This is a genomic window from Ramlibacter sp., assembly GCF_036383835.1.
Classification (GTDB): Bacteria; Pseudomonadota; Gammaproteobacteria; order Burkholderiales; family Burkholderiaceae_C; genus Ramlibacter.
This window is the reverse complement of record NZ_DASVNN010000150.1, coordinates 32418-52006: the sequence shown is the minus strand read 5'-3', so window position 1 is coordinate 52006 and position 19589 is coordinate 32418. Positions and strand designations below refer to the sequence as shown.

The 19589-nt window shown below is 69.8% G+C and carries 18 protein-coding genes; 3 read left to right on the top strand and 15 right to left on the bottom strand.

The features are described from left to right. Window positions 1-8: 8 nt before the first annotated feature. Window positions 9-974 carry a phosphonate ABC transporter substrate-binding protein gene (phnD, locus tag VF522_RS23415; RefSeq protein ID WP_330910744.1) on the bottom strand — a complete coding sequence of 322 codons (966 nt, stop codon included), beginning with the start codon at window positions 972-974 and terminating at the stop codon, window positions 9-11. A gap of 29 nt (window positions 975-1003) precedes the next feature. After that, window positions 1004-1864, bottom strand: a complete 861-nt coding sequence (gene phnC, locus VF522_RS23410; RefSeq protein ID WP_330910743.1) for a phosphonate ABC transporter ATP-binding protein — start codon at window positions 1862-1864, stop codon at window positions 1004-1006. Window positions 1865-2055: 191 nt separating this feature from the next. Here phnC and VF522_RS23405 point away from each other — a divergent pair, with 191 nt between their 5' ends. Together VF522_RS23405 and VF522_RS23400 are read left to right on the top strand one after the other, a co-directional pair. Further along, window positions 2056-2316, top strand: a complete 261-nt coding sequence (locus VF522_RS23405; protein WP_330910742.1) for a hypothetical protein — start codon at window positions 2056-2058, stop codon at window positions 2314-2316. A 71-nt stretch (window positions 2317-2387) separates the two neighbouring features. Continuing rightward, window positions 2388-2876, top strand: a complete 489-nt coding sequence (locus VF522_RS23400) for a hypothetical protein (RefSeq protein ID WP_330910741.1) — start codon at window positions 2388-2390, stop codon at window positions 2874-2876. Between the two features lie 45 nt (window positions 2877-2921). Here the strand turns inward: VF522_RS23400 and VF522_RS23395 are convergent, their stop codons facing one another. The 13 genes from VF522_RS23395 to VF522_RS23335 all read right to left on the bottom strand — a co-directional run bounded on the left by VF522_RS23395 (window position 2922) and on the right by VF522_RS23335 (window position 18529). Further along, window positions 2922-4349, bottom strand: coding sequence for an aspartate aminotransferase family protein (locus VF522_RS23395; RefSeq protein WP_330910740.1), 1428 nt, complete (start codon window positions 4347-4349; stop codon window positions 2922-2924). Window positions 4350-4362: 13 nt separating this feature from the next. Continuing rightward, a complete protein-coding gene (locus VF522_RS23390) occupies window positions 4363-5739 on the bottom strand; it encodes a glutamine synthetase family protein (RefSeq protein WP_330910739.1) in 1377 nt (458 codons plus the stop codon). A 138-nt stretch (window positions 5740-5877) separates the two neighbouring features. Further along, window positions 5878-6696, bottom strand: a complete 819-nt coding sequence (locus tag VF522_RS23385) for a M55 family metallopeptidase (RefSeq protein WP_330910738.1) — start codon at window positions 6694-6696, stop codon at window positions 5878-5880. Then, window positions 6693-7697, bottom strand: a complete 1005-nt coding sequence (locus VF522_RS23380) for a P1 family peptidase (protein WP_330910737.1) — start codon at window positions 7695-7697, stop codon at window positions 6693-6695. Before VF522_RS23380 ends, VF522_RS23385 begins: the two co-directional genes overlap by 4 nt. Window positions 7698-7702: 5 nt before the next feature. Next, window positions 7703-8638, bottom strand: a complete 936-nt coding sequence (gene gsiD, locus VF522_RS23375) for a glutathione ABC transporter permease GsiD (protein WP_330910736.1) — start codon at window positions 8636-8638, stop codon at window positions 7703-7705. Beyond that, the gene (gsiC, locus tag VF522_RS23370; protein WP_330910735.1) at window positions 8635-9555 is read right to left on the bottom strand and encodes a glutathione ABC transporter permease GsiC; all 921 of its coding nucleotides are present in this window, start codon (window positions 9553-9555) and stop codon (window positions 8635-8637) included. Before gsiC ends, gsiD begins: the two co-directional genes overlap by 4 nt. A 16-nt stretch (window positions 9556-9571) precedes the next feature. After that, complete coding sequence (gsiB, locus tag VF522_RS23365) at window positions 9572-11110, bottom strand: glutathione ABC transporter substrate-binding protein GsiB (RefSeq protein WP_330910734.1); 1539 nt, start codon at window positions 11108-11110, stop codon at window positions 9572-9574. A gap of 29 nt (window positions 11111-11139) precedes the next feature. Next, a complete protein-coding gene (locus VF522_RS23360) occupies window positions 11140-13125 on the bottom strand; it encodes a dipeptide ABC transporter ATP-binding protein (RefSeq protein ID WP_330910733.1) in 1986 nt (661 codons plus the stop codon). 2 nt (window positions 13126-13127) lie between these two features. Next, the gene (locus VF522_RS23355; protein ID WP_414709576.1) at window positions 13128-14105 is read right to left on the bottom strand and encodes an isoaspartyl peptidase/L-asparaginase family protein; all 978 of its coding nucleotides are present in this window, start codon (window positions 14103-14105) and stop codon (window positions 13128-13130) included. Then, the gene (locus VF522_RS23350; RefSeq protein ID WP_330910732.1) at window positions 14102-15082 is read right to left on the bottom strand and encodes a MurR/RpiR family transcriptional regulator; all 981 of its coding nucleotides are present in this window, start codon (window positions 15080-15082) and stop codon (window positions 14102-14104) included. Before VF522_RS23350 ends, VF522_RS23355 begins: the two co-directional genes overlap by 4 nt. Before the next feature lie 75 nt (window positions 15083-15157). Beyond that, window positions 15158-15679 carry a GAF domain-containing protein gene (locus tag VF522_RS23345; protein WP_330910786.1) on the bottom strand — a complete coding sequence of 174 codons (522 nt, stop codon included), beginning with the start codon at window positions 15677-15679 and terminating at the stop codon, window positions 15158-15160. A gap of 11 nt (window positions 15680-15690) precedes the next feature. Continuing rightward, the gene (locus VF522_RS23340) at window positions 15691-16656 is read right to left on the bottom strand and encodes a tripartite tricarboxylate transporter substrate binding protein (protein ID WP_330910731.1); all 966 of its coding nucleotides are present in this window, start codon (window positions 16654-16656) and stop codon (window positions 15691-15693) included. A 37-nt stretch (window positions 16657-16693) separates the two neighbouring features. Beyond that, window positions 16694-18529 carry a gamma-glutamyltransferase family protein gene (locus tag VF522_RS23335; RefSeq protein ID WP_330910730.1) on the bottom strand — a complete coding sequence of 612 codons (1836 nt, stop codon included), beginning with the start codon at window positions 18527-18529 and terminating at the stop codon, window positions 16694-16696. Between the two features lie 91 nt (window positions 18530-18620). Here VF522_RS23335 and VF522_RS23330 point away from each other — a divergent pair, with 91 nt between their 5' ends. Continuing rightward, window positions 18621-19556 (top strand): LysR family transcriptional regulator, encoded by a 936-nt coding sequence (locus VF522_RS23330; RefSeq protein WP_330910729.1) that lies wholly within the window; start codon window positions 18621-18623, stop codon window positions 19554-19556. The last annotated feature ends 33 nt before the right edge of the window (window positions 19557-19589 follow it).

The following is a 19589-nucleotide window of genomic DNA, read 5'->3' as shown; positions in this document are numbered from 1 at the left end:
CCGCTGCTTCACGAGGCGCGCTGCAGCTCGGCGAGCTTGCGGTTGACCGCATCGAGCTTGCCGGCCTTCTCCTGCGCGTTCATGGCCGCGTCCGCTTCCAGCTTCAGCTTTTCGCGATACAGGTCCAGCGCGCGGGTGGGATTCAGCTGGCCGTTGTCCGAGGGCCGGAAGCCGCTCAGCACCAGCTTCTTCAGGATGGCGCTCTCGCGCTGCGCCTCGGCGCCCTTGCCGTAGGAGAGCATGAACTGCTTCACGCGCTGCTGCACGTCCGCATCGAGGTCCTTGCGCCACACCAGCGGGTCGGCCGGGATCAGCGGCGACTTCCAGATCACGCGGATCTTGCCGAACACCTCGGGCTGGCGCTGTTCGATCCGGTCCAGGACGTCGGAGCTGTGCACCGCGGCGTCCACCTGCTTGTTCGCCACGGCCAGGATGTTGGTTTCGTGGTTGGCGGCGCGCACGTTCCTGAAGGTCGCGCGCGGCTCGAGGCCGTTCTTCGCGAACAGGTAATAGCTGGGGACCAGGAAGCCGGAGGTGGAGTTGGGGTCGCCGATCCCGAAGCTGAGGGACTTGCCGTTCTTCAGCACCTCGTCCATGGTCTTGTACGGGCTGTCCTTGTGCACGGACACCAGCGAGTGGTAGCCCAGGGTGCCGTCGGCGTTCACGACCTGCGCGAACACTTCGGCGCCGGCGCGGTCCACGGCCTCGATCGCCGACTTGTTGCCCATCCACGCGACCTGCACCTTGTTGAAGCGCATCGCTTCGATGATGCCGGCGTAGTCGGAAGCGAAGAAGGCATTGACCTTCAGGCCGGTGCGCTTCTCCATGTCGGCCAGCAGGGGCTGCCAGTCCTGCTTGAGGTTCTGGCTGGATTCGGTGGAGATGATGCCGAAATTGATCTCCTTCGGCGTCTGGGCGCCGGCGGTGGCCAGCGCGAAGATGGCCGCGAGCGCGGCGAGAATCTGCTTGTTCATGGGTGGGTCCTTTGGAGCGGGGGAAAAGGTCAGGCGGCCTGCGGCAGCGGCTGCGTCCAGGTGACGGGCTGCGCGGGCCGGCGCGGCTCGTGCAGCGAGGAAATGGAGTCGCCCAGGGCGAGGATCTCGTCGGCCTCGGCGCCGTACAGGTCGCGCAGCAGCGCGGGCGTGAGCGCGGCGGAGGGGCCGTCGTAGACGATGCGGCCGTGGTGCAGCGCGACAGTGCGCGCGCAGTAGCGCATCGCGACGTTCACCTGGTGCAGCGACACGACCACGGTGCAGCCATCCTCCTGGTTCACGCGGGCGAGGATGTCCATCACGCGGCGGGACGATTCGGGGTCGAGCGAAGCGATGGGCTCGTCGGCGAGGATCACGCGCGCGCCCTGCACCATCGCGCGGGCGATCGCGGCGCGCTGCTGCTGGCCGCCGGAGAGGGTCGAAGCACGCTGGTGGCAGCACTCGGCGATGCCGACGCGCCGCAGGGCTTCGACGGCATGCGCCTTCTGCTCGGGGGTGAACCAGCGCAGCAGGCTGCGCCACAGCGGAACGCGGTGCAGCGTCCCCGCCAGCACGTTCACCAGCACGGGCAGCCGGTCGACGAGGTTGAACTGCTGGAACACGAAGCCGACACCGGCACGAACCTCGCGGATGTCGGCGGCGATGCGACCGTCCTGCTGCACCTTGCGGCCGTGCAGCTCGATGCAACCCGCGCCCCGATCCGCCGCCATCAGGCCGGCGATGTGCCGCAGGAGCGTGGACTTGCCCGAGCCGGAAGCCCCGATCAGCGCGACCATCTCGCCAGGCCGGACGTCCAGCTCGATGGCCTGCAGTGCCTTGCGGCCATTGCCGAACGTCTTGTCGAGTGCGCGCACGCGGATCGCTGCATCCATGAAAGCTCCAGGAGAATTTCCCGGGATGCTGGGGACCCAACATGACGTTTTGATGGCAGGCGCGGGTGAATGGCGTCGCCAGCCATCTCCTACCTGCTCGCGCGACGAACGGCAGTTCGGCTGGCAGGGCGTCATGCACGAGAATTCGCGCGGGCCGCACCGCGCCCTGCCTCCAACCCCCGGAGCATTCCATGAACGCGATTGAATCCGCTCGTGCCGCCATCGCCAGATCCCCACATGAGGAAGATCTGCTCACGCTGCAGCGCCTGCTGCATGCACTCGAGGCGGAAGAGCCGTTCGACCTCGAAAGACTCTACGCGTTGGGCTTCGACCGGTTCGAACTCGCGATGGGCGTGCTGCGCGATTGGCGGCTCGCGCAGTACTACTCGGCCGCGACCCGCCACGGCCAGCGTCTTGCGGCCGGGCGCCTGCCCGGGACAGCACTTTCCTGAGCGTCAACTGCCGGCGCGCGGGAAATGCGCCTGCAGCAGAACTGTCACGAACGGCGGGCAGAATCCGCGCGGTGCAGTTCACATTCGCCGCCATTCGCAGGACTTCGGTCGCCTGCTTGCTGTTCGCCGCGGCCAGCCACGCACAAGCGAGCTGCGCCGGCAGCGTTGCTCAATTGCGGACTCTGCTGCAGGACCAGGAATTCCCCCTCACGTGGGAGGAAACCGGCATGAGCGATGCGCGCCCCTTGATCGTGTCCCTGGGCGACCGCCAGGGCGCCCTGTTCATCTCGTTCGAGAAAACCGGCGAGGGGCTGCTGGCCGAAGGCCGGGCGCAGGTCTGCGACCGGGACGGGACGATCGAGGCCCGGTTCGAGCGGAAGACCCTGCAGCTCGGCGCCGCGGCCAGCTGGATGCTGAAAGGCGCGCTCCGGGCCGGGGCCGCGGTGACCCTGCAACGCACCGCGCCGGGCAAACTGCGGATCGGCACGCTCGGCTGGAATGGTGAATTCATTCGCGGCTCTTCCACCATCGGGTTGAAGGCGAACGTCGGCACCCTCTGAGCAGACGGGGCCAGGCCCGCTCGCGCCCCGCCGTCGGGCAGTTTCCTACCAACCGGCGGCCCGAGCCTCCGCATGCGTGCGGTCCAGCGCCTGCCGCACCAGTCCGACCATCTCGTCGATCTGGGCGCGGGTGATGACCAGCGGCGGCGCGACGATCATCCGGTCGCCCACGGCCCGCATCACCAGCCCGCTGTCGAAGCAGTGCTTGCGGCAGACCATCCCGATGCCGTGTTCGACGGCGAAGGCCTCGCGCGTGGGCGGATGGCGGCACAGCTGCACGGCCGCCATCAGTCCGCAGCTCTGGATCTCGGCGACGATCGGATGGTCCTGCAACGGGGCAAGCTGCTGCGCCAGGTAAGGCCCGGTGTCTTCGCGCACGCGCTGCACCAGCCCCTGCTGCTCGATCACGTCCAGGTTCGCCAGCGCGACCGCGCAGGCCACCGGGTGGCCCGAATACGTGTAGCCGTGCTCGAACTCGCCGCCGCGCTCGATCAGCACGCGCGCCACCCGCTCGCCCACCATCACGCCGCCCAGCGGCACGTAGCCGCTGGTGATGCCCTTGGCGAAGGTCATGAGGTCGGGCTTGTAGCCGAAAGTCTCGCAGCCCCACCAGCGGCCGGTGCGGCCGAAGCCGGTGATCACCTCGTCGCTGATCAGCAGGATGCCGTGGCGGTCGCAGATGCGCTGGATCTCGGGCCAATAGGTGGACGGCGGCACGATCACGCCGCCGGCGCCCTGCACCGGCTCCGCGATGAAGGCGCCGACCTTCTGCGGACCGATCCCGGCGATCTTCTCTTCCAGCCAGCGCGCGGCGACGAGGCCGAACTCCTCGCGCGTGAGGCCCTTGGCGGCGCCCTCGCGATGCGCCCACCAGTGCGGCTGGCCGATGTGCACGATGTCCGGGATCGGCAGCCCGCCTTGCGCATGCATCGCCGCCATGCCCCCAAGCGATGCGGCCGCCATCGTCGAGCCGTGGTAGGCGTTGGTGCGCGAGACGATCACCTTGCGTTCGGGCTCGCCCATCAGGTCCCAGTAGCGCCGCGCCAGCCGGATGTTGGTGTCGTTGGCCTCCGAGCCGGAACCGCTGAAGAACACGTGCTGGAAGTGCGCCGGCGTGACCGCGGCGAGCCGCTCCGCCAGCGCCGTGGCCGGCGGCGTGGTGGTCTGGAAGAACGCGTTGTAGTAGGGCAGCGTGCGCAGCTGCTGCGTCGCGGCGGCGATCAGGGCTTCCTGGCCGTAGCCCACGTTGACGCACCACAGGCCGGACATCGCATCCAGGATGCGCTGGCCCTCGCTGTCCCACACGTACACGCCCTCGCCCCGCGTGATGACGCGCACGCCCCTGGCCGCGAGCGCCTGGTGGTCGGTGAAGGGATGCAGCAGGTGCGCGGCGTCCGCGTCCTGCCACTCCCGCGTGCTGCGCTGGGACAAGGCCTGCAGGTCCTGGTTGGTGACGGCGGGTCGGGCGGACATGGACGCGTCTCCTTCAGACGTGCAGCAGCAGGTGCTCGCGCTCCCACGGCGAGATCACCCGCATGAACTCCTCGTGCTCGAGGTCCTTGATCTCGGTGTACACGGTCAGGAACTCCTGGCCCAGCACATGGCCCAGGTCCCCGTCGTCCCGCAACAGAGACACGGCGTCGGCCAGGCTGCGCGGCAGCGCCTGCGCGCTCTGGTAGGCGTCGCCCGCGCACTCCTGCGTCGGCTCCAGGCGCTGCTCGATGCCCAGGTAGCCGCAGGCGAGCGTGGCCGCCAGCGCGAGATACGGGTTCGCGTCGGCGCCGATCACGCGGTTCTCCACGCGCCGGGCCTGCGGCGTGGACACGGGCGATCGGATGCCGACGGTGCGGTTGTCGATGCCCCACTCGGTGTTGATCGGCGCGGCGGTGAAGCGGGCCAGCCGGCGATAGCTGTTCACGTAGGGGGCGAACAGCGCCATCGCCGCCGGCACGTATTTCTGCAGGCCGCCGATGTACCAGAAGAACTCCTGGCTCGGACTGCCGTCGGCGTTGCTGAACATGTTGCGCCCGGTCTCCTTGCTCACCAGGCTCTGGTGCACGTGCATCGCGCTGCCGGGCTCGCCCGCGATCGGCTTGGCCATGAACGTGGCGTACATGTCGTGGCGCAGCGCGGCCTCGCGCACGATGCGCTTGAACAGGAACACCTCGTCGGCGATGGCCAGCGGGTCCGACGAGTGCAGGAAATTGATCTCCATCTGCCCCGCGCCGACCTCGTGGATCAGCGTGTCGACGCTCAGGTTCATCTTCTCGCAGTAGTCGTACACGTCCTCGAACAACGGATCGAATTCGTTCACGGCGTCGATGGAATAGGCCTGGCGGGACGTCTCGGCGCGGCCGCTGCGGCCCACCGGCGTCCTCAGCGGCAGGTCGGGATCGGTGTTGCGCGCCACCAGGTAGAACTCGAGCTCCGGAGCGACCACCGGCACCCAGCCCTTGCGCTCGAACATGTCGCAGACCCGGCGCAGCACCGAGCGCGGCGCGAAGGGCACCAGGGTGCCGTCGCGGTCGTAGCAGTCATGGATGACCTGCGCGGTGGCATCGGCCGCCCAGGGCACGATGCGCACGGTGCTCGGGTCGGCCACCAGGTGCATGTCGGCGTCGTGGCGGCTGATGACGTCGAAGAACGGCCCGTCGTGCGGATACTCGCCGGTGACGCTCATCGCGACCACCACTTCGGGCAGCCGCATGCCGCGGTCCTCGGTGAACTTCTCGCGCGGCAGGATCTTGCCGCGCGCGACACCCGTGAGGTCGGGCACGAGGCACTCGATTTCGGTCACCCGACGCTCGTCGAGCCATCTCTCGAGCTCGGTGAATTGAAACTGTCGACGATCTTCCGCGCTCATGACCCATGCTAGCCCGGCGGCACGATTTGCGGGGCCGGCTCAGGGCAACTCCCGAGCTGAAGACGCGTTGTTCGCGGAAAAAGAAGCGAGCTGCCGGGCCGCGCGTCCTCCGGACGCTGCGGCCGAGCTCCGCATTCCCTAGCGCAGCAGCGCAGACATCGCCGACAGGCAGTTGACCATCCGCACGGCGGCTTCCACGGTCGGCGCCTCGAAGCCGATCTCGTCGCCACCCAACCGCTGCAGCGTGGGCCACTGGCAGAACAGGTCGGCCAGCGCCGGCGTCTGCGTCTGGATGCGCACGGTCACGGGCGCCTGCAACAGCAGCGGATTCGCTCGGCCATGGTTCTCCAGCGCCTGCATCACCCCGGCGCGGATCGCGGCGCAGGACTCGGCGGGCGACAGGCTGAGGCCGCTGGTCTGGCCGGTGGCCCGCTTGGTCTGCACGAACACCGCGTGCGGGAACAGCGGACGGTGTTCCTCGATGAAGGCGTCGTCGCCGCTGGCCATGACCACCGAGGCGCCGTAGGCGCCGGCGAGCGCACCGTAGATGCCCGCTTCCCCGAGTTCCTGGCCGTTGAAGGACACGCGGGCGAAGGCGAAGCTGTTGATGGTGTGCGCCAGGATGCCGCGGCCCTGAGCGCGCGAGTGGTAGCCCACCATGCACACGGCCGTGACGCCCTCCTCCACGCCACCCATCATGCCGAGGTAGCGCGGCTTGCCCAGCACGTAGCGCGCGCGCGGATCCAGCAGTTCCGCCGGCATGTTGCGATAGTCGCCGTGCGAATCGTTGACCAGCACTTCGTCGGCGCCCGCGTCGAAGGCGCCGGCGATCGCCGCGTTGGCCTCCGCCGTCATGAGCAGGCGGGCCCGCTCGTACTCGGGGTTGCCCGCGCGCGTCTGCTGCGGGCTCACGACGCCGGCGACGCCTTCGATGTCGGTGGAGATCAGGACTTTCATGTCAGTTCGGAAAGGGCCTCGCGCCTGTGGCCATCGCGGCCGGTCACGGGCTGCGCGCGCCACAGGGCGCGCAGGATCGCCTGCTCGGTGCTGTCGGCCGCCGCCTCGAACAGCGCGTCGAGCCGGGTCTCGTGCAGCATCGCCAGTGCGGGCATGGGGCGATCGCCTTGCAGCGGCACCGTGTACGCGGTGGAGAAAGCCAGCGCGATGTCACCGCTGCCGTGCCCGAACACGGAGCCGGTGCGCGCGAGGCCGACGCCGGCGCGCAGCGCCAGCCGGCGCAGCTGGCGCGCGTCGAGCGGCGCGTCGGTGGCCAGCAGCAGGATGATCGAGCCCTTCTCAGGTCCCGCTTCGGCACGGGCCTGGCGGGCCGCGAGCCGTTCGCCGATCGCTTCGCCGGCCACCCGCAGCTGCGGCAGCTTGCCGAAGTTCGCCAGCACCAGCGCGCCCACGGTGCAGCCCTCCGCCAGCCGCGAGGCCGTGCCGATGCCGCCCTTGAGCCCGAAGCAGGACATGCCGCGGCCCGCGCCGACCGAGCCCTCCGCCACGTCCACGCCGGCATTCGCCAGCGCCTGCGCGTAATGTTCCTCGCCGATCGCCATGCGCTGGATGTCGTTGAGGAAGCCGTCGTTGCACTCGAACACCAGCGGGTTGACCGTGGGCAGGCCGCGGCCGCTTTCCGGGTTGGCCGCGATGCAGGCGCGGATCTGCGCCTGCGCCACCGCCGCCACCGAATAGGTGTTGGTCAGCGCGATGGGCGTCTCCAGCACGCCGAGCTCCTCCACCTGCACCAGGCCGACGCTCTTGCCAAAGCCGTTGAGGACGACGGCCGCGGCCGGCACGCGGTCGCGGTAGGGGTCGCCAGCATGCGGTCGCAGCACCGTCACGCCGGTCTGCACGGCGCCGTCGTCCAGCGTGCAATGGCCCACCGTCACGCTGCCGACGTCGCTGATCGCGTCGCGCGCGCCGGCGGGAAGGCGGCCGATGAAGGGAAGCTCCATGGAACTCAGGTGCGGTCGATCTTCGGATCGAGCGCGTCGCGCAGGCCGTCGCCCAGCAGGTTGAAGGCCAGCACCGTGAAGAAGATCGCGAGGCTGGGGAACAGCGCCACGTGCGGCGCGTTCACCATGTCGGCGCGCGCTTCGTTGAGCATCGCGCCCCACTCGGGCGTCGGCGGCTGCGCGCCCATGCCCAGGAAGGACAGGCTGGCCGCGGTGATGATCGAGGTGCCCAGGCGCATGGTGAAGTACACGACGATCGCCGAGATGCTGCCGGGCAGGATGTGCCGCATCAGGATCGTCCAGTCCGAGGCGCCGACGCTGCGCACCGCCTCGACGTACGTCATCTGCTTGAGCACCAGCGTGTTGCCGCGCACCAGGCGGGCGAAGGCCGGCACGCTGAACACCGACACGGCCACCACCACGTTGACCATGCTGGAGCCGAGGATCGCGACCACGCCCAGCGCCAGCAGGATGCCGGGGAAGGCGAACAGCACGTCGGAGATGCGCATCACGATGCGGTCCCACCAGCCGCCGTAATAGCCGGCCAGCAGCCCGAGCGCCGCGCCGATGACGCCGCCGATCGCCACCGAGAAGAAGCCGGTCGCCAGCGAGATCCGCGCGCCCATCAGGATGCGGCTGAAGATGTCGCGGCCCAGCGCGTCGACGCCCATCCAGTGGACCCACGACGGGCCCTGGTTCAGGCGGTCGTAGTCGAAGAAGTTCTCGGCGTCGTAAGGCACGATCCACGGCGCCACGATGGCGACCGCGACCAGCAGCAGCACGAAGACGAGTGCGCCCACGGCGACGTGCTGGCGGCGGAACTTGCGCCAGAACTCGCTCCAGGGCGTGCGCACGCGCGAGGCCGCGGCCACGGCCGGCGCGGCGTCCGCTTCCGGCGCCGCGGCGTCGGTCACGAGGGACGGGGTGGCGGGCGCGTTCATCGGTAGCGGATGGTCGGATTGATGAACCCGTACAGCAGGTCCACGATGAGGTTGATCAGGATGAATTCCAGCGAGAACAGCAGCACCAGCGTCTGGATCACGGGATAGTCGCGCGTGGTCACCGCGTCGACCAGCAGGCGGCCGAGGCCGGGCCAGTTGAACACCGTCTCGACGACGATGGAGCCGCCCAGCAGGAAGCCGAACTGCAGGCCCATCATGGTCACCACCGGGATCAGTGCGTTGCGCATGCAGTGCTTGAACAGCACCACGCGTTCGTTCAGGCCCTTGGCCCGGGCGGTGCGCACGAAGTCCTCGCGCACCACCTCGATGAAGGAGGCGCGGGTGAAGCGCGCCATCACGGCCGCCACGGCGGCGCCCAGCGTCACGGACGGCAGGATGTAGTGGCGCCAGCTGTCCGCGCCCACGGTCGGCAGCCAGCCCAGGTAGACGGAGAAGACCTCCATCAGCAGCATGCCCAGCGCGAAGGCGGGGAAGGAGATGCCCGACACGGCCAGGGTCATGCCCAGGCGGTCGGGCCATCGGTTGCGGTAGACGGCCGATGCGATGCCGATGGCCATGCCGAACACCACCGACCAGGCCATGCCGGCAAGGGTGAGCAGCAGCGTCGGCATGAAGCGCTCGGCGATCTCGGTGGACACCGCGCGCTTGGTGCGCAGCGATTGCCCGAAATCGGCGTGCAGCATGCGCGCGAAGAAGTCGACGAACTGCTGCGCGATCGGCTTGTCCAGGCCGAGGTCCTTGCGGACCAGTTCCACCGTCTGGGCGTCGGCGTCGACGCCCGCGGCGATCCGGGCGGGATCGCCCGGCAGCATGTGCACGAACAGGAACACCAGCACCGCGACGATCAGCAGCGTCGGCAACAGGCCCAGCAGGCGCTTGAGGAAATAACTGGCCATCGCGGTGCGGGTCGGCTTACTTCAGGTCGACTTCGTCGAAGTTGAAGGACGCGTCCGGCATCACGTAGAACCCGGAGAGGTTCTTCGTGCTCGCCGACAGCAGCTGCTCGGTCACCAGGAAGGCCCAGGGCGCGTCGGCCCAGATGCGCTTCTGCGCGTCCGTGTACAGCGCGGCCTTTTCCTTGGTGTCGGTGGTGTTCAGCGCCTTCTTGATGTCCGCGTCCACCGCCTCGTTCTTGTAGTAGGCAGTGTTGAACATCTTGGGCGGCATGGACTCGCCGAACAGCAGCGGACGCAGCGCCCAGTCGGACTCGCCGGTGGACGAGGACCAGCCCACGTAATACATGCGCACCGGCGCCGTGGCGGGGTCCTGCGCGCTTTCGACCTTCTCGACGCGCTGGCCGGCTTCCAGGGCCAGCACCGACGCCTTGATGCCAACCTGGGCCAGCTGCTGCTGCACGAACTGGATCACCTTCTGCGCCGTGGTGTGGTTGTACGCGGACCAGAGCTGCGTCTCGAAGCCGTTGGGGTAGCCGGCTTCCTTGAGCAGCTCGCGGGCCTTGGCCGGGTCATACGGCCACGGGCCCAGCTTGGCCGCGTATTCCACGCCGTTGGGGATCACGCCCTCGGCCGGGATCGCGTAGCCGGAGAAGGCCACCTTCGCCAGCGCCTGCTTGTTGATGGCGTAGTTGATCGCCTGGCGCACCTTCGGGTTGTCGAAGGGCTTCTGCATCGTGTTCATCGACAGGTAGCGATGCACGATGGAGGGCGCGGCGACCAGGTTCAGCTGCGGCTTGGTCTTCAGCACCTCGGCCTGCTCGTACGGCACCGGGTACGTGAAGTTGGCCTCGCCCGTCTGCATCATCGCGGCGCGCGAGTTGTTGTCCACGACCGGGCGCCAGGTGATGGTGTCCACCTTGGGATAGCCCTTGCGCCAGTAGCCGTCCCACTTGGCCACCTTCAGGTAGTCGCTGGGCTTCCACTCGACGAACTTGAACGGGCCGGTGCCCACCGGGTGCTGGGCGATGCCCTTGCTGCCGTGCTCCTTCAGCGCCGCCGGCGAGATGATCACGCCCGAGGGGTGCGCCAGCGAGTTGATGAAAGGCGAGAAGGGCTCGTGCAGCGTGAAGCGCACCGTCGAAGCATCCACCACCTCGGTCCTGGCGATGTTCTTGTACAGGACGTAGCGCTTGAGCTTGTTCTCGGGATTGGTGACGCGGTCGAAGGTCACCTTCACCGCCTCGGCGTTGAAGTCCGTGCCGTCGTGGAACTTGATGCCCTTCTTCAGCTTGACCGTGTAGACCAGGCCGTCCTTGCCGGCCTGGTAGCTCTCGGCGAGCACCGGCACCATCTTCATGTTCTTGTCGAAGCCGAAGAGGCCCTGGTAGAAGGACTTCACGGCGGCCTGCGACAGCGTGTCGTTGGCGTCGTACGGGTCCATGGTGGTGAACGTCGAAGCGACGGCCACCGTCACGTCCTTGGCGGCGAAAGCCGGCGTCGCCGCCAGCGAGGCGCCCAGCGCCAGGGCGGCGACGGAAGCAAGGGAATATCTCATTGCAGTCTCCTCAGTGAAAAACTCGACTGTCATTCCCGTGCAGGCGGGAATCCAGGGCTTTCGAGCGGCGCGCCGGCGGCGCGCGTTCCCATGCCCTGGATCCCCGCCTGCGCGGGGATGACGGAAATGCTGTAGTCGCCGACCGGATGCCGGGCGACGAAGTGGCCGGGACCGACCTCCACCAGCGGCCGCACCGCGGGCGCGTCGCCCACGGCGCGGATGGGGCTGGGCACCTCGCCTTCCAGCAGCTGGCGCTTCAGGTGGCGGCGCGCGGGGTCGGCGATCGGCACGGCGTCCATCAGCCGGCGCGTGTAGGGATGCTGCGGATTCTCGAAGATCGCGCGGCGCGGTCCGATCTCGACGATCTGGCCGAGGTACATCACCGCCACGCGGTGGCTGATGCGCTCGACCACCGCCATGTCGTGCGAGATGAACAGGAAGGCGATGCCCAGCTCGCGCTGCAGGTCCAGCATCAGGTTGACGATCTGCGCCTGGATCGACACGTCCAGCGCCGACACCGATTCGTCGGCGATCACGACCTGCGGGTTGAGCGCCAGCGCGCGGGCGATCGCGATGCGCTGGCGCTGGCCGCCGGAGAACTCGTGCGGATAGCGCTGCGCCACGTCCGGCGGCAGGCCCACCTTGCGCAGCAGCCATTCGACGCGCTCCTGCGCTTCCCGGCCCGAAGCGATCTTGTGGATCAGCAGCGGCTCCATGATCGTGAAGCCGACGGTCAGGCGCGGGTCCAGCGAGGCGAAGGGGTCCTGGAAGATGAACTGGATGTTGCGCCGCAGGTTCTGCAGCGTGCCGCGCGGCAGCTCGCGCACGTTCTTGCCGCCGAACTCGATGAGGCCCGCCTCGCTGTCCACCAGCCGCAGCAGCGAGCGTCCTGTGGTGGACTTGCCGCAGCCCGACTCGCCCACCAGCGCCAGGGTCTCGCCGGGCTGCAGGGTGAAGCTCACCTGCTCCACCGCATGCACGCGCCGCTTCACGCGCCCGAACAGGCCGCCGGGGACGTCGAAGCGCGTGACCAGGTCCTGCACGCGCAGCACCGCGGCCTGGTCGGCGCGCACGGTGTCCTGCGGCTGCGGCGGCACTTCGGGCGCCGCCGCGTCGTCGGCGCGCAGCAGCTCGAACTTGCGCGGCAGCTCGGTGCCCTGCATGGCGCCCAGGCGAGGCACCGCGGCCAGCAGGGCGCGGGTGTAGCGCTCGCGCGGCCGCGCGAACAGCTCCTCGGAACGCCCCGTCTCCACCTGGTGGCCGCCGCGCATCACGAGCACGCGGTCGGCGACCTCGGCCACCACCCCCATGTCGTGGGTGATGAACATGACGCCCATGCGCATCTCCTCCTGCAGCAGGCGGATGAGCTGCAGGATCTGCGCCTGGATCGTGACGTCCAGCGCCGTGGTCGGCTCGTCGGCGATCAGCAGCGCGGGCCGGCAGGCCAGCGCCATCGCGATCATCACGCGCTGGCGCATGCCGCCGGACAGCTGGTGCGGATAGCGCCCCAGCACCGAGCGCGCCTCCGGGATGCGCACCAGTTCCAGCATGCGCAGCGCCTCGGCGCGCGCTTCGGCCGCCGTCTTGCCCTGGTGCACGCGCACCGACTCGGCGATCTGGTCGCCGGCGGTGAACACCGGGTTCAGCGACGTCATCGGCTCCTGGAAGATCATGGCGATGTCGGCGCCGCGGATGCCGCGCATCGCGGCGTCGCTCGTGCGCGCCAGGTCCAGCACCTGGCCGTCGCGGCGGCGGAAGGCCATGCGGCCGCCGACGATCCGCCCGCCGCCGTGCTCCACCAGCCGCATCAGCGACAGCGAGGTCACCGACTTGCCGGAGCCCGACTCGCCGACGATGGCCAGCGTCTCGCCGCGGTCGACGTGGAAGGACACGTTGCGCACGGCGTCCACCGTGCGCTCCGAGTTGGCGAAGCGCACCGACAGGTCGTCGACCTGCACGACGCGCTGCTCCGGCAGCAGGAGCGGAACCAGGGAGTCGGTCGGGGGTGTCTGCATGCTCAGCGGAAGATGGCCGTGTGCGCCGCTTCGCCGACGCGAGCGTAGCCGCGGTACATGCCCTCGGTATTGAACGGCATGCTCACGTTGCCGTGGCGGTCGACCGCGACCAGGCCGCCACGGCCGCCGATGGCGGGCAGCGCCTCCTGCACCACCAGCTCGGCGGCGAGGTCCAGCGGCAGGCCGGCGTAGCGCATGCGGGCGCAGATGTCGTAGGCCGCCGCGAGGCGGATGAACATCTCGCCGGTGCCGGTGCAGGAGATCGCCGCCGTCGCGTTGTCGGCATAAGTGCCCGCCCCGATGAGGGGCGAGTCGCCGATGCGGCCCGGCTGCTTGTTGGTCATGCCACCGGTCGAAGTGGCGGCCGCCACGTTGCCGTGCGCATCGAAGGCGACGGCGCCGACCGTGCCCATCTTGCCGCGCTCCTCCAGCGGCGGCGCGGGGGTGCGGAAGGCCAGCGCCGCGCCGTCGTGGTCCAGCACCGCGCGGTCGCTGCCCAGCGCGCGCTTCAGCTGCTCGCGCCGCGCCTCGGTGGAGAAGTAGGAAGGCTCCACCATCTCCAGGCCCTGGCGGCGCGCGAACTCCTCGGCCCCGGCGCCGGCGAACAGTACGTGGTCGCTGTCCTCCATCACGGCGCGGGCCGCCCGCACCGGGCGCCGCACGCGGCTGACGCAGGCGATCGCGCCGGCGCGCAGCGTGGCGCCATCCATCACCGCGGCATCGAGTTCGTGCGTCTCGTCGTGCGTGAACACCGCGCCGTGGCCGGCGTTGAACAGGGGGCAGTCCTCCAGCAGTTCGACCGCCAGCGTCACGGCGTCGAGCGCGCTGCCGCCCGCGGCCAGCAGCTGCTGCGGCGGCAGCAGCACGGCGCGCAGCGCGTCGTGGTAGGCGGCCTGCTGCGCGGCGGCGGCGCTGTCACGGCTCATGGTGCCGGCGCCGCCGTGGATGGCGATGACGGGACGCAAAGGGGTGGCGTTCACTTGGAAGTCCTGGAAATGGTTCTGGGGGTCGCGCGCCGGGTCGCGGTGCGCTGGCCGCGTGCCGGGGGCGCAGCACGTTGCGTGCCGGCGCGGGTGTTGCCGCGCTCGCCGTCGTGCAGCCAGGGCAGCACCGATTCGGCCAGCTGGGTCGCCGCGTGCACGGAGCCCTTGGCGCGATGCGCGACCGCGCTGCACAAGGCCTCGATCAGGGGCAGCGCGCTGGCCTCGGAGGCGGCGAAGTAGTGACTGTCGACGTCGGCGTACAGGGACACGTCGGCCAGCGGCGCCAGCGGGGAGGTCACGCGGTCGGTCAGCGCCAGCACGGTCATGCCGCGCTCGTGCGCCAGCCGCGCGAGCCGCACCGTGTCGGCCAGGTACCGAGGAAAGGCGATGGCGACCAGCAGGTCGGCGGCCTGCGCCCGCGCCAGCACCTTGGCCGCGAAGGACGCGCCCTCCACGGTGGGCAGCGCGTGCACGTTCTCGTGATAGGCATCCAGTCCGCGCTGCAGCAGGCCGGCGAGCCAGCTGCTCGCGCCGAAGCCGACCACATATACGCGCCGCGCGCGCAGGATGGCCTCCACGGCCCGTTCGCAGGCCTGCGCGTCCAGCGCCTGGCGGGTGGCCGCGATGTTCTGCTGGATGTCCGCCAGAACCCCGGCGCAGACCTCGCCCACGGTGGCCGAGCGCTCCAGCTTGCTGCGCAGCTTCTCCACCGGCGCGAGGGTCGTTTCGAAGCCCAGGACGAGAGCGGCGCGGAACTGCGCATAGCCCTCGAACTCCAGCGCGCGGGCAAAGCGGTTGGCGGTGGCCACCGAGACGCCGACGGTCGCGGCGAGCTCGTCGATGGGCATCGTCGCGGCATGCAGCGGATGCGCCAGCACCCAGTCGGCGATCTGCCGGTGCGAGGGCGTCAGCGCGGGCAGCACCCGGGCGATGCGCTGGGCCAGGGAGGGATTGCCGGAACGGGGCGAACTCATCGATGGAGATTTTTTTTCAATCGCCGGCATGATACTGAAAATATTCGATCATCCGGAATCTCCCTGGTCCGCCCCCTAGTCGGCACTCTCCAACACCGACGCCAGGCGCAGGATGAAAGGCCGCGCCACGAGCGCGAGCAGGCGAACCGCGGCGACCTCGTGCGCCTGCCAATGCGGCCGCGGGCCCAGCACGTTGAACGTCGCACGGGTGAGGCCGCCGTCCAGCAGCGGCACGTTGATCACGCTGCGCAGGCCGAGCGACGCGATCAGCGCCGCGTCGTCGAACACGGCACCCAGTGCCGCCTCGCCCTCGCCGATGAACACCTCGCCGCGCACCAGCAGCTGCTCGGTCCACGGGGTCCGCAGCTTGCGCTTGCGCCCGCCGACGGGATACGCCAGGGCGTTCGACGTCCAGGCCCGCATCAGGTGGATCTCGCCGGGCGGGTCCCCGGGCTTCGTCGCATCCACGTTGACGGTGAGCAGGCCCGCCCCCAGGAGGGCGAGGCGCGCGGCCTCGACGTGGCCCAGCGCAGCCGCGGGGTCATTGCAGCGGTGCAGCGCATCGCACAGGCGCTCGCTTGCCGCGAGCACGGCCATGGCGTCCACGCTCAGTCCAGCTTGATCGACAGGTCCTTGATCACCTTGCCGTAGCGCTCGGTGTCCGACTTGAGCTGGCGTGCGAGCTGTTCCGGCTTGCTGATCACCAGGTCCACCCCGATGGCATCCATGCGCGCGCGCATCTCCGGCAGGGCGAGCGCCTTGTTGATCTCGGCGTTCAAGCGCTGCACCAGCTCGCGCGGCATTCCGGCCGGACCGAACACGGCATACCAGACGCCCATCTCGTAGCCGGGGAGCGCCTCGGAGGCCGTCGGCACGTCGGGCAGCAGCTTGGACCGCGTCGCCTCGGTGACCGCCAGCAGCCGCAACTTGCCGGCCTTGACGTGCGGCAGCGTCTGGGTGCCGGCGGAGAACAGCACCTGGGTTTCGTTGGACACCGTGGCCAGCACGGCCGGCGAGCCTCCCTTGTAGGGGACGTGCAGCATCTCGATGCCGGCCGCCTTCATGAACATCTCGGCGCTCAGGTGGTTGGTGGAACCGGCACCGGCGGAGGCATAGGCCAGCTTGCCCGGATGGGCCTTGGCATAGGCGATGAACTCCTTCAGGTTCTTCGCGGGCACGGAGGGGTTCACGACCATCGTGTTGATCACGTTGGCCACCAGCGCGATCGGCGTGAAATCGTCCGAGCCCCGGAACGGCATGCTGGCCATCAGCGCGGGGTTCATCGCATGCGTGCTCATCGAGCCGATCAGCAGCGTGTAGCCGTCCGGCTTGGCCTTCGCCACGGCGGCCGACCCGATGTTGCCCGAGGCGCCGGCGCGGTTGTCGACCACCACCGGCTGGCCCATGGACTTCGCGAGCTGGTCACCGATCGCCCGGCCCAGGATGTCGGTCGAGCCGCCGGGCGCCCACGGCACGATCAGGGTGATGGGGCGATCGGGATAGTCGGCGAGCGCCGCGTGGGCCGTGAACGCAAGGGCCAGGCCCAGCAATGCGCGGCGGACGTTCTTGAACATGGTTGTCTCCTGTGGTCTCGATTCGGGAAAAGGTGGGTCAGCGGCCGACCGCGTAACCTTGCATGCCGCGCGGATTGGCGGCCGCGCGCAGCACGCGGCGCCCGCGGCTGTCCGTGCTGCGGCTGGCGGCGCAGATGCGGCCCTCGGACCACGGCTCGCCGACGTTGACGTCGTGGCCCAGGGCGCGCAGGGCGTCGATCTCGCGCGGGTCGAAGCGCGACTCGATCTGCAGCGTGTTCAGCACCGTCTGGCGCGGCCAGAAGGAACTGGGCGCGTGCTTGACGTGCCACGCCGGTGCGTCGATCGCCTCCTGCAGGTTCATTCCGTGCACGGCGTGGCGCAGGAAGAACGCCAGCGACCACTGGTCCTGCTGGTCGCCTCCGGGCGTGCCGAAGGCCAGGCAGGGCTCGCCGTCGCGCAGGGCGAGCGTCGGCGACAGCGTGGTGCAGGGCGCCACCCGCGGCGTGAGCGTGTTGGGCAGGCCCTCGTCCATCCAGGTCATCTGCAGGCGCGTGCTGATCCCGAAGCCGAGCGCGGGGATCGCCGGGCTCGACGAGAGCCAGCCGCCCGACGGCGTGGCCGACACCATGTTGCCGTGGCGGTCGATCACGTCGACATGGCAGGTGTCGCCGACGAAGATCTCGCGCTCCGCCCATTCCGAGGGCGGCGGCAGCGTGGCGAAGGTGGGCTCGCCGATGCCGAAGCGGATGTCGGCCTTCTCCAGCGTGCGGGCGGCGACGCCGAGGTCCGGCATGCGGGGCGCGACGCCCAGCGGCTGTCCCGGGCGCAGCTCCCGCGAAGCATGGCGCGGGTCGATCGAAGCCCAGCGCGCCCGCAGGTAGTCGTCGGACAGCAAGGCCTCCTGCAGGCGCGCCTCGGCGCCCGGTGCCGTGCCGTACCAGGCGAGCCGATCCGCCAGGGCCAGCTTCGCCGCCTCGCTCACGAGATGCACGAAACCCGCGGTGCCGGGCGCATGCGCGGCCAGGTCGGCGTGCCGCAGCACGCCAAGCTGCTGCAGGAACATCGGGCCCTGGCTCCAGAAGCCGCACTTGGCGACCGTATAGCGGCCGAAGTCCGCGGTCACCGGCGCGTCGGGTTCCAGCCGCCAATCGGCCATGTCCTCGTAACGCAGCAAGCCCGTGTGCCGGTCGCCGCTGGTGTCGTACACGGCCTCGCTGCGGTAGTAGCGGTCGATCTCGCGGGCCACGAAGCCCTGCTGCCAGCAACGGATCGCGGCATCGATGACGCCGGTGCGCGTGCCACCCTCCCGCTGCGCGGTCTGCAGGATGCGCTCGTAGGTGTCTGCCAGCGCCGGCAGCGTGTGCAGGGAACCCGGCATCGGGACCTTGCCGCCCGGCAGCCACGTGGCGGCCGACGAAGGCCAGTGCCGCGTGAAGAGTTCGCGCACCGCGAGGATGGCCTGCGACAGGCGCGGCAGCACCGGAAAGCCGTCGCGGGCGTAGCCGATGGCGGGCGCGAGCACGTCCGCCAGGTCCCAGCTGCCGTGGTCGCGCAGCATCGTCAGCCAGGTGGTGAACGCCGCCGGCACCACCGCCGGCAGCAGCCCGATCCCCGGGACCTGGTCGAAGCCGAGGGCACGAAAGGCCGCCACGCTCGCGTCCTGCGGCGCCGGACCCTGTCCCCGCAGCGCGTGCATGCGGCGCTGGCGCTCGTCCCACAACAGGATCGGCACTTCGCCGCCGGGGCCGTTCAGGTGCGGTTCGACCACCTGCAGCACGAAGCCGGCGGCGACTGCGGCATCGAAGGCGTTGCCGCCGCGTTCCAGCACGCCCATGGCCGTCTGCGACGCCAGCCAGTGGGTGGACGAAGCAACGCCGAACGTGCCGATGATTTCGGGCCGGGTGGTGAACATCGCCGGCAGTGTAGGCATCTGGAATAGCCCGGCTGACATATCTTTCGATGGGTTCATGCATTGCCTGCTATACGGGCGCTAGGATGGGCGCATGACCACGCCGACCCTGCAGCGCCTGTCCTCGCGGCTGAAGCTGCGCCATTTCATGCTGCTCACCGAACTCGATCGCGAGCGGTCCATCAGCCGCACCGCGCAGCGGCTGAACCTGGCGCAGCCGACCGTCACCCGGGCGCTCGCCGAGATCGAGGACATCTTCATGACGCCGCTGTTCGTGCGCGGCCGAAGGGGCCTGGAGGCCACGCCCGCGGGCGAGCTCGTGCTGGCACGCGCGCGCAACGCCCTGCTCGATGCCTCGGCGCTGGAACAGGACCTCGCCTCGCTCACGGCCGGTTTCCAGGGCGTGCTGCGCGTGGGCGTCATCCCCTTCCTGTCGAACGACACGCACGACACCCTGTGGCGCCACCTGCTCGGGCTGCGGCCTGCCCTCGGCTTCGCCGTCGAGGAGGCCACGACGGACCGGCTGCTGGAGGCCGTCAAAAGCCGGCGGCTCGATTGCGCGATCTGCAGGTTCACCTCCGCCCGCGCGGGCAGCGGGCTCGTGCAGCAGCACCTCTACCCGCAGGAGCCGCGGCTGGTGGCTTCGCGCGCGGCGGCCAGGCGGCTGGCGCGGCGCGGCATCGACTGGGATGCGTTCACGTCGCTGCAGTGGATCCTGCCGCCGCAGCACTCGCCCATCCGCAACATGATCCATGCGATCTTCGCTTCGGCCGGGCAGCAGGTGCCCGCACCCGTGCTGGAGGCCTATGCGCAGAAGACCGTCAGTTCGGTGCTGCGCCAGCTGCCAGACGCCATCACCATCCTGCCCGACGACATCGCGCTCGAAGTGGCCGAGTCCAGCGGCGCCAGCGTCCTGCCGCAGCGCCTGCAATGGAACCTGCCGCCGGTAGGCGTGGTGCGGCGGGCCGACCTCAGCAATGCGCAGCTGGTCGACGGCATTGCCGAGGCGCTGCGACCGCGCCAACGCTGAATGCATCGGGAAGCCGATCGCGATTCCATCACG

Excerpts from the sequence above, each read along its gene's own strand:
- VF522_RS23360 (WP_330910733.1), bottom strand. The coding sequence starts at position 13,125 with ATGCAGACACCCCCGACCGACTCCCTGGTTCCGCTCCTGCTGCCGGAG.
- VF522_RS23380 (WP_330910737.1), bottom strand. The coding sequence starts at position 7,697 with ATGGAGCTTCCCTTCATCGGCCGCCTTCCCGCCGGCGCGCGCGACGCG.
- VF522_RS23350 (WP_330910732.1), bottom strand. The coding sequence starts at position 15,082 with ATGAGTTCGCCCCGTTCCGGCAATCCCTCCCTGGCCCAGCGCATCGCC.
- VF522_RS23345 (WP_330910786.1), bottom strand. The coding sequence starts at position 15,679 with ATGGCCGTGCTCGCGGCAAGCGAGCGCCTGTGCGATGCGCTGCACCGC.
- gsiB (WP_330910734.1), bottom strand. The coding sequence starts at position 11,110 with ATGAGATATTCCCTTGCTTCCGTCGCCGCCCTGGCGCTGGGCGCCTCG.
- gsiC (WP_330910735.1), bottom strand. The coding sequence starts at position 9,555 with ATGGCCAGTTATTTCCTCAAGCGCCTGCTGGGCCTGTTGCCGACGCTG.
- VF522_RS23385 (WP_330910738.1), bottom strand. The coding sequence starts at position 6,696 with ATGAAAGTCCTGATCTCCACCGACATCGAAGGCGTCGCCGGCGTCGTG.
- VF522_RS23395 (WP_330910740.1), bottom strand. The coding sequence starts at position 4,349 with ATGTCCGCCCGACCCGCCGTCACCAACCAGGACCTGCAGGCCTTGTCC.
- VF522_RS23330 (WP_330910729.1), top strand. The coding sequence starts at position 18,621 with ATGACCACGCCGACCCTGCAGCGCCTGTCCTCGCGGCTGAAGCTGCGC.
- VF522_RS23390 (WP_330910739.1), bottom strand. The coding sequence starts at position 5,739 with ATGAGCGCGGAAGATCGTCGACAGTTTCAATTCACCGAGCTCGAGAGA.
- phnC (WP_330910743.1), bottom strand. The coding sequence starts at position 1,864 with ATGGATGCAGCGATCCGCGTGCGCGCACTCGACAAGACGTTCGGCAAT.
- gsiD (WP_330910736.1), bottom strand. The coding sequence starts at position 8,638 with ATGAACGCGCCCGCCACCCCGTCCCTCGTGACCGACGCCGCGGCGCCG.
- VF522_RS23335 (WP_330910730.1), bottom strand. The coding sequence starts at position 18,529 with ATGTTCACCACCCGGCCCGAAATCATCGGCACGTTCGGCGTTGCTTCG.
- phnD (WP_330910744.1), bottom strand. The coding sequence starts at position 974 with ATGAACAAGCAGATTCTCGCCGCGCTCGCGGCCATCTTCGCGCTGGCC.
- VF522_RS23405 (WP_330910742.1), top strand. The coding sequence starts at position 2,056 with ATGAACGCGATTGAATCCGCTCGTGCCGCCATCGCCAGATCCCCACAT.
- VF522_RS23340 (WP_330910731.1), bottom strand. The coding sequence starts at position 16,656 with ATGTTCAAGAACGTCCGCCGCGCATTGCTGGGCCTGGCCCTTGCGTTC.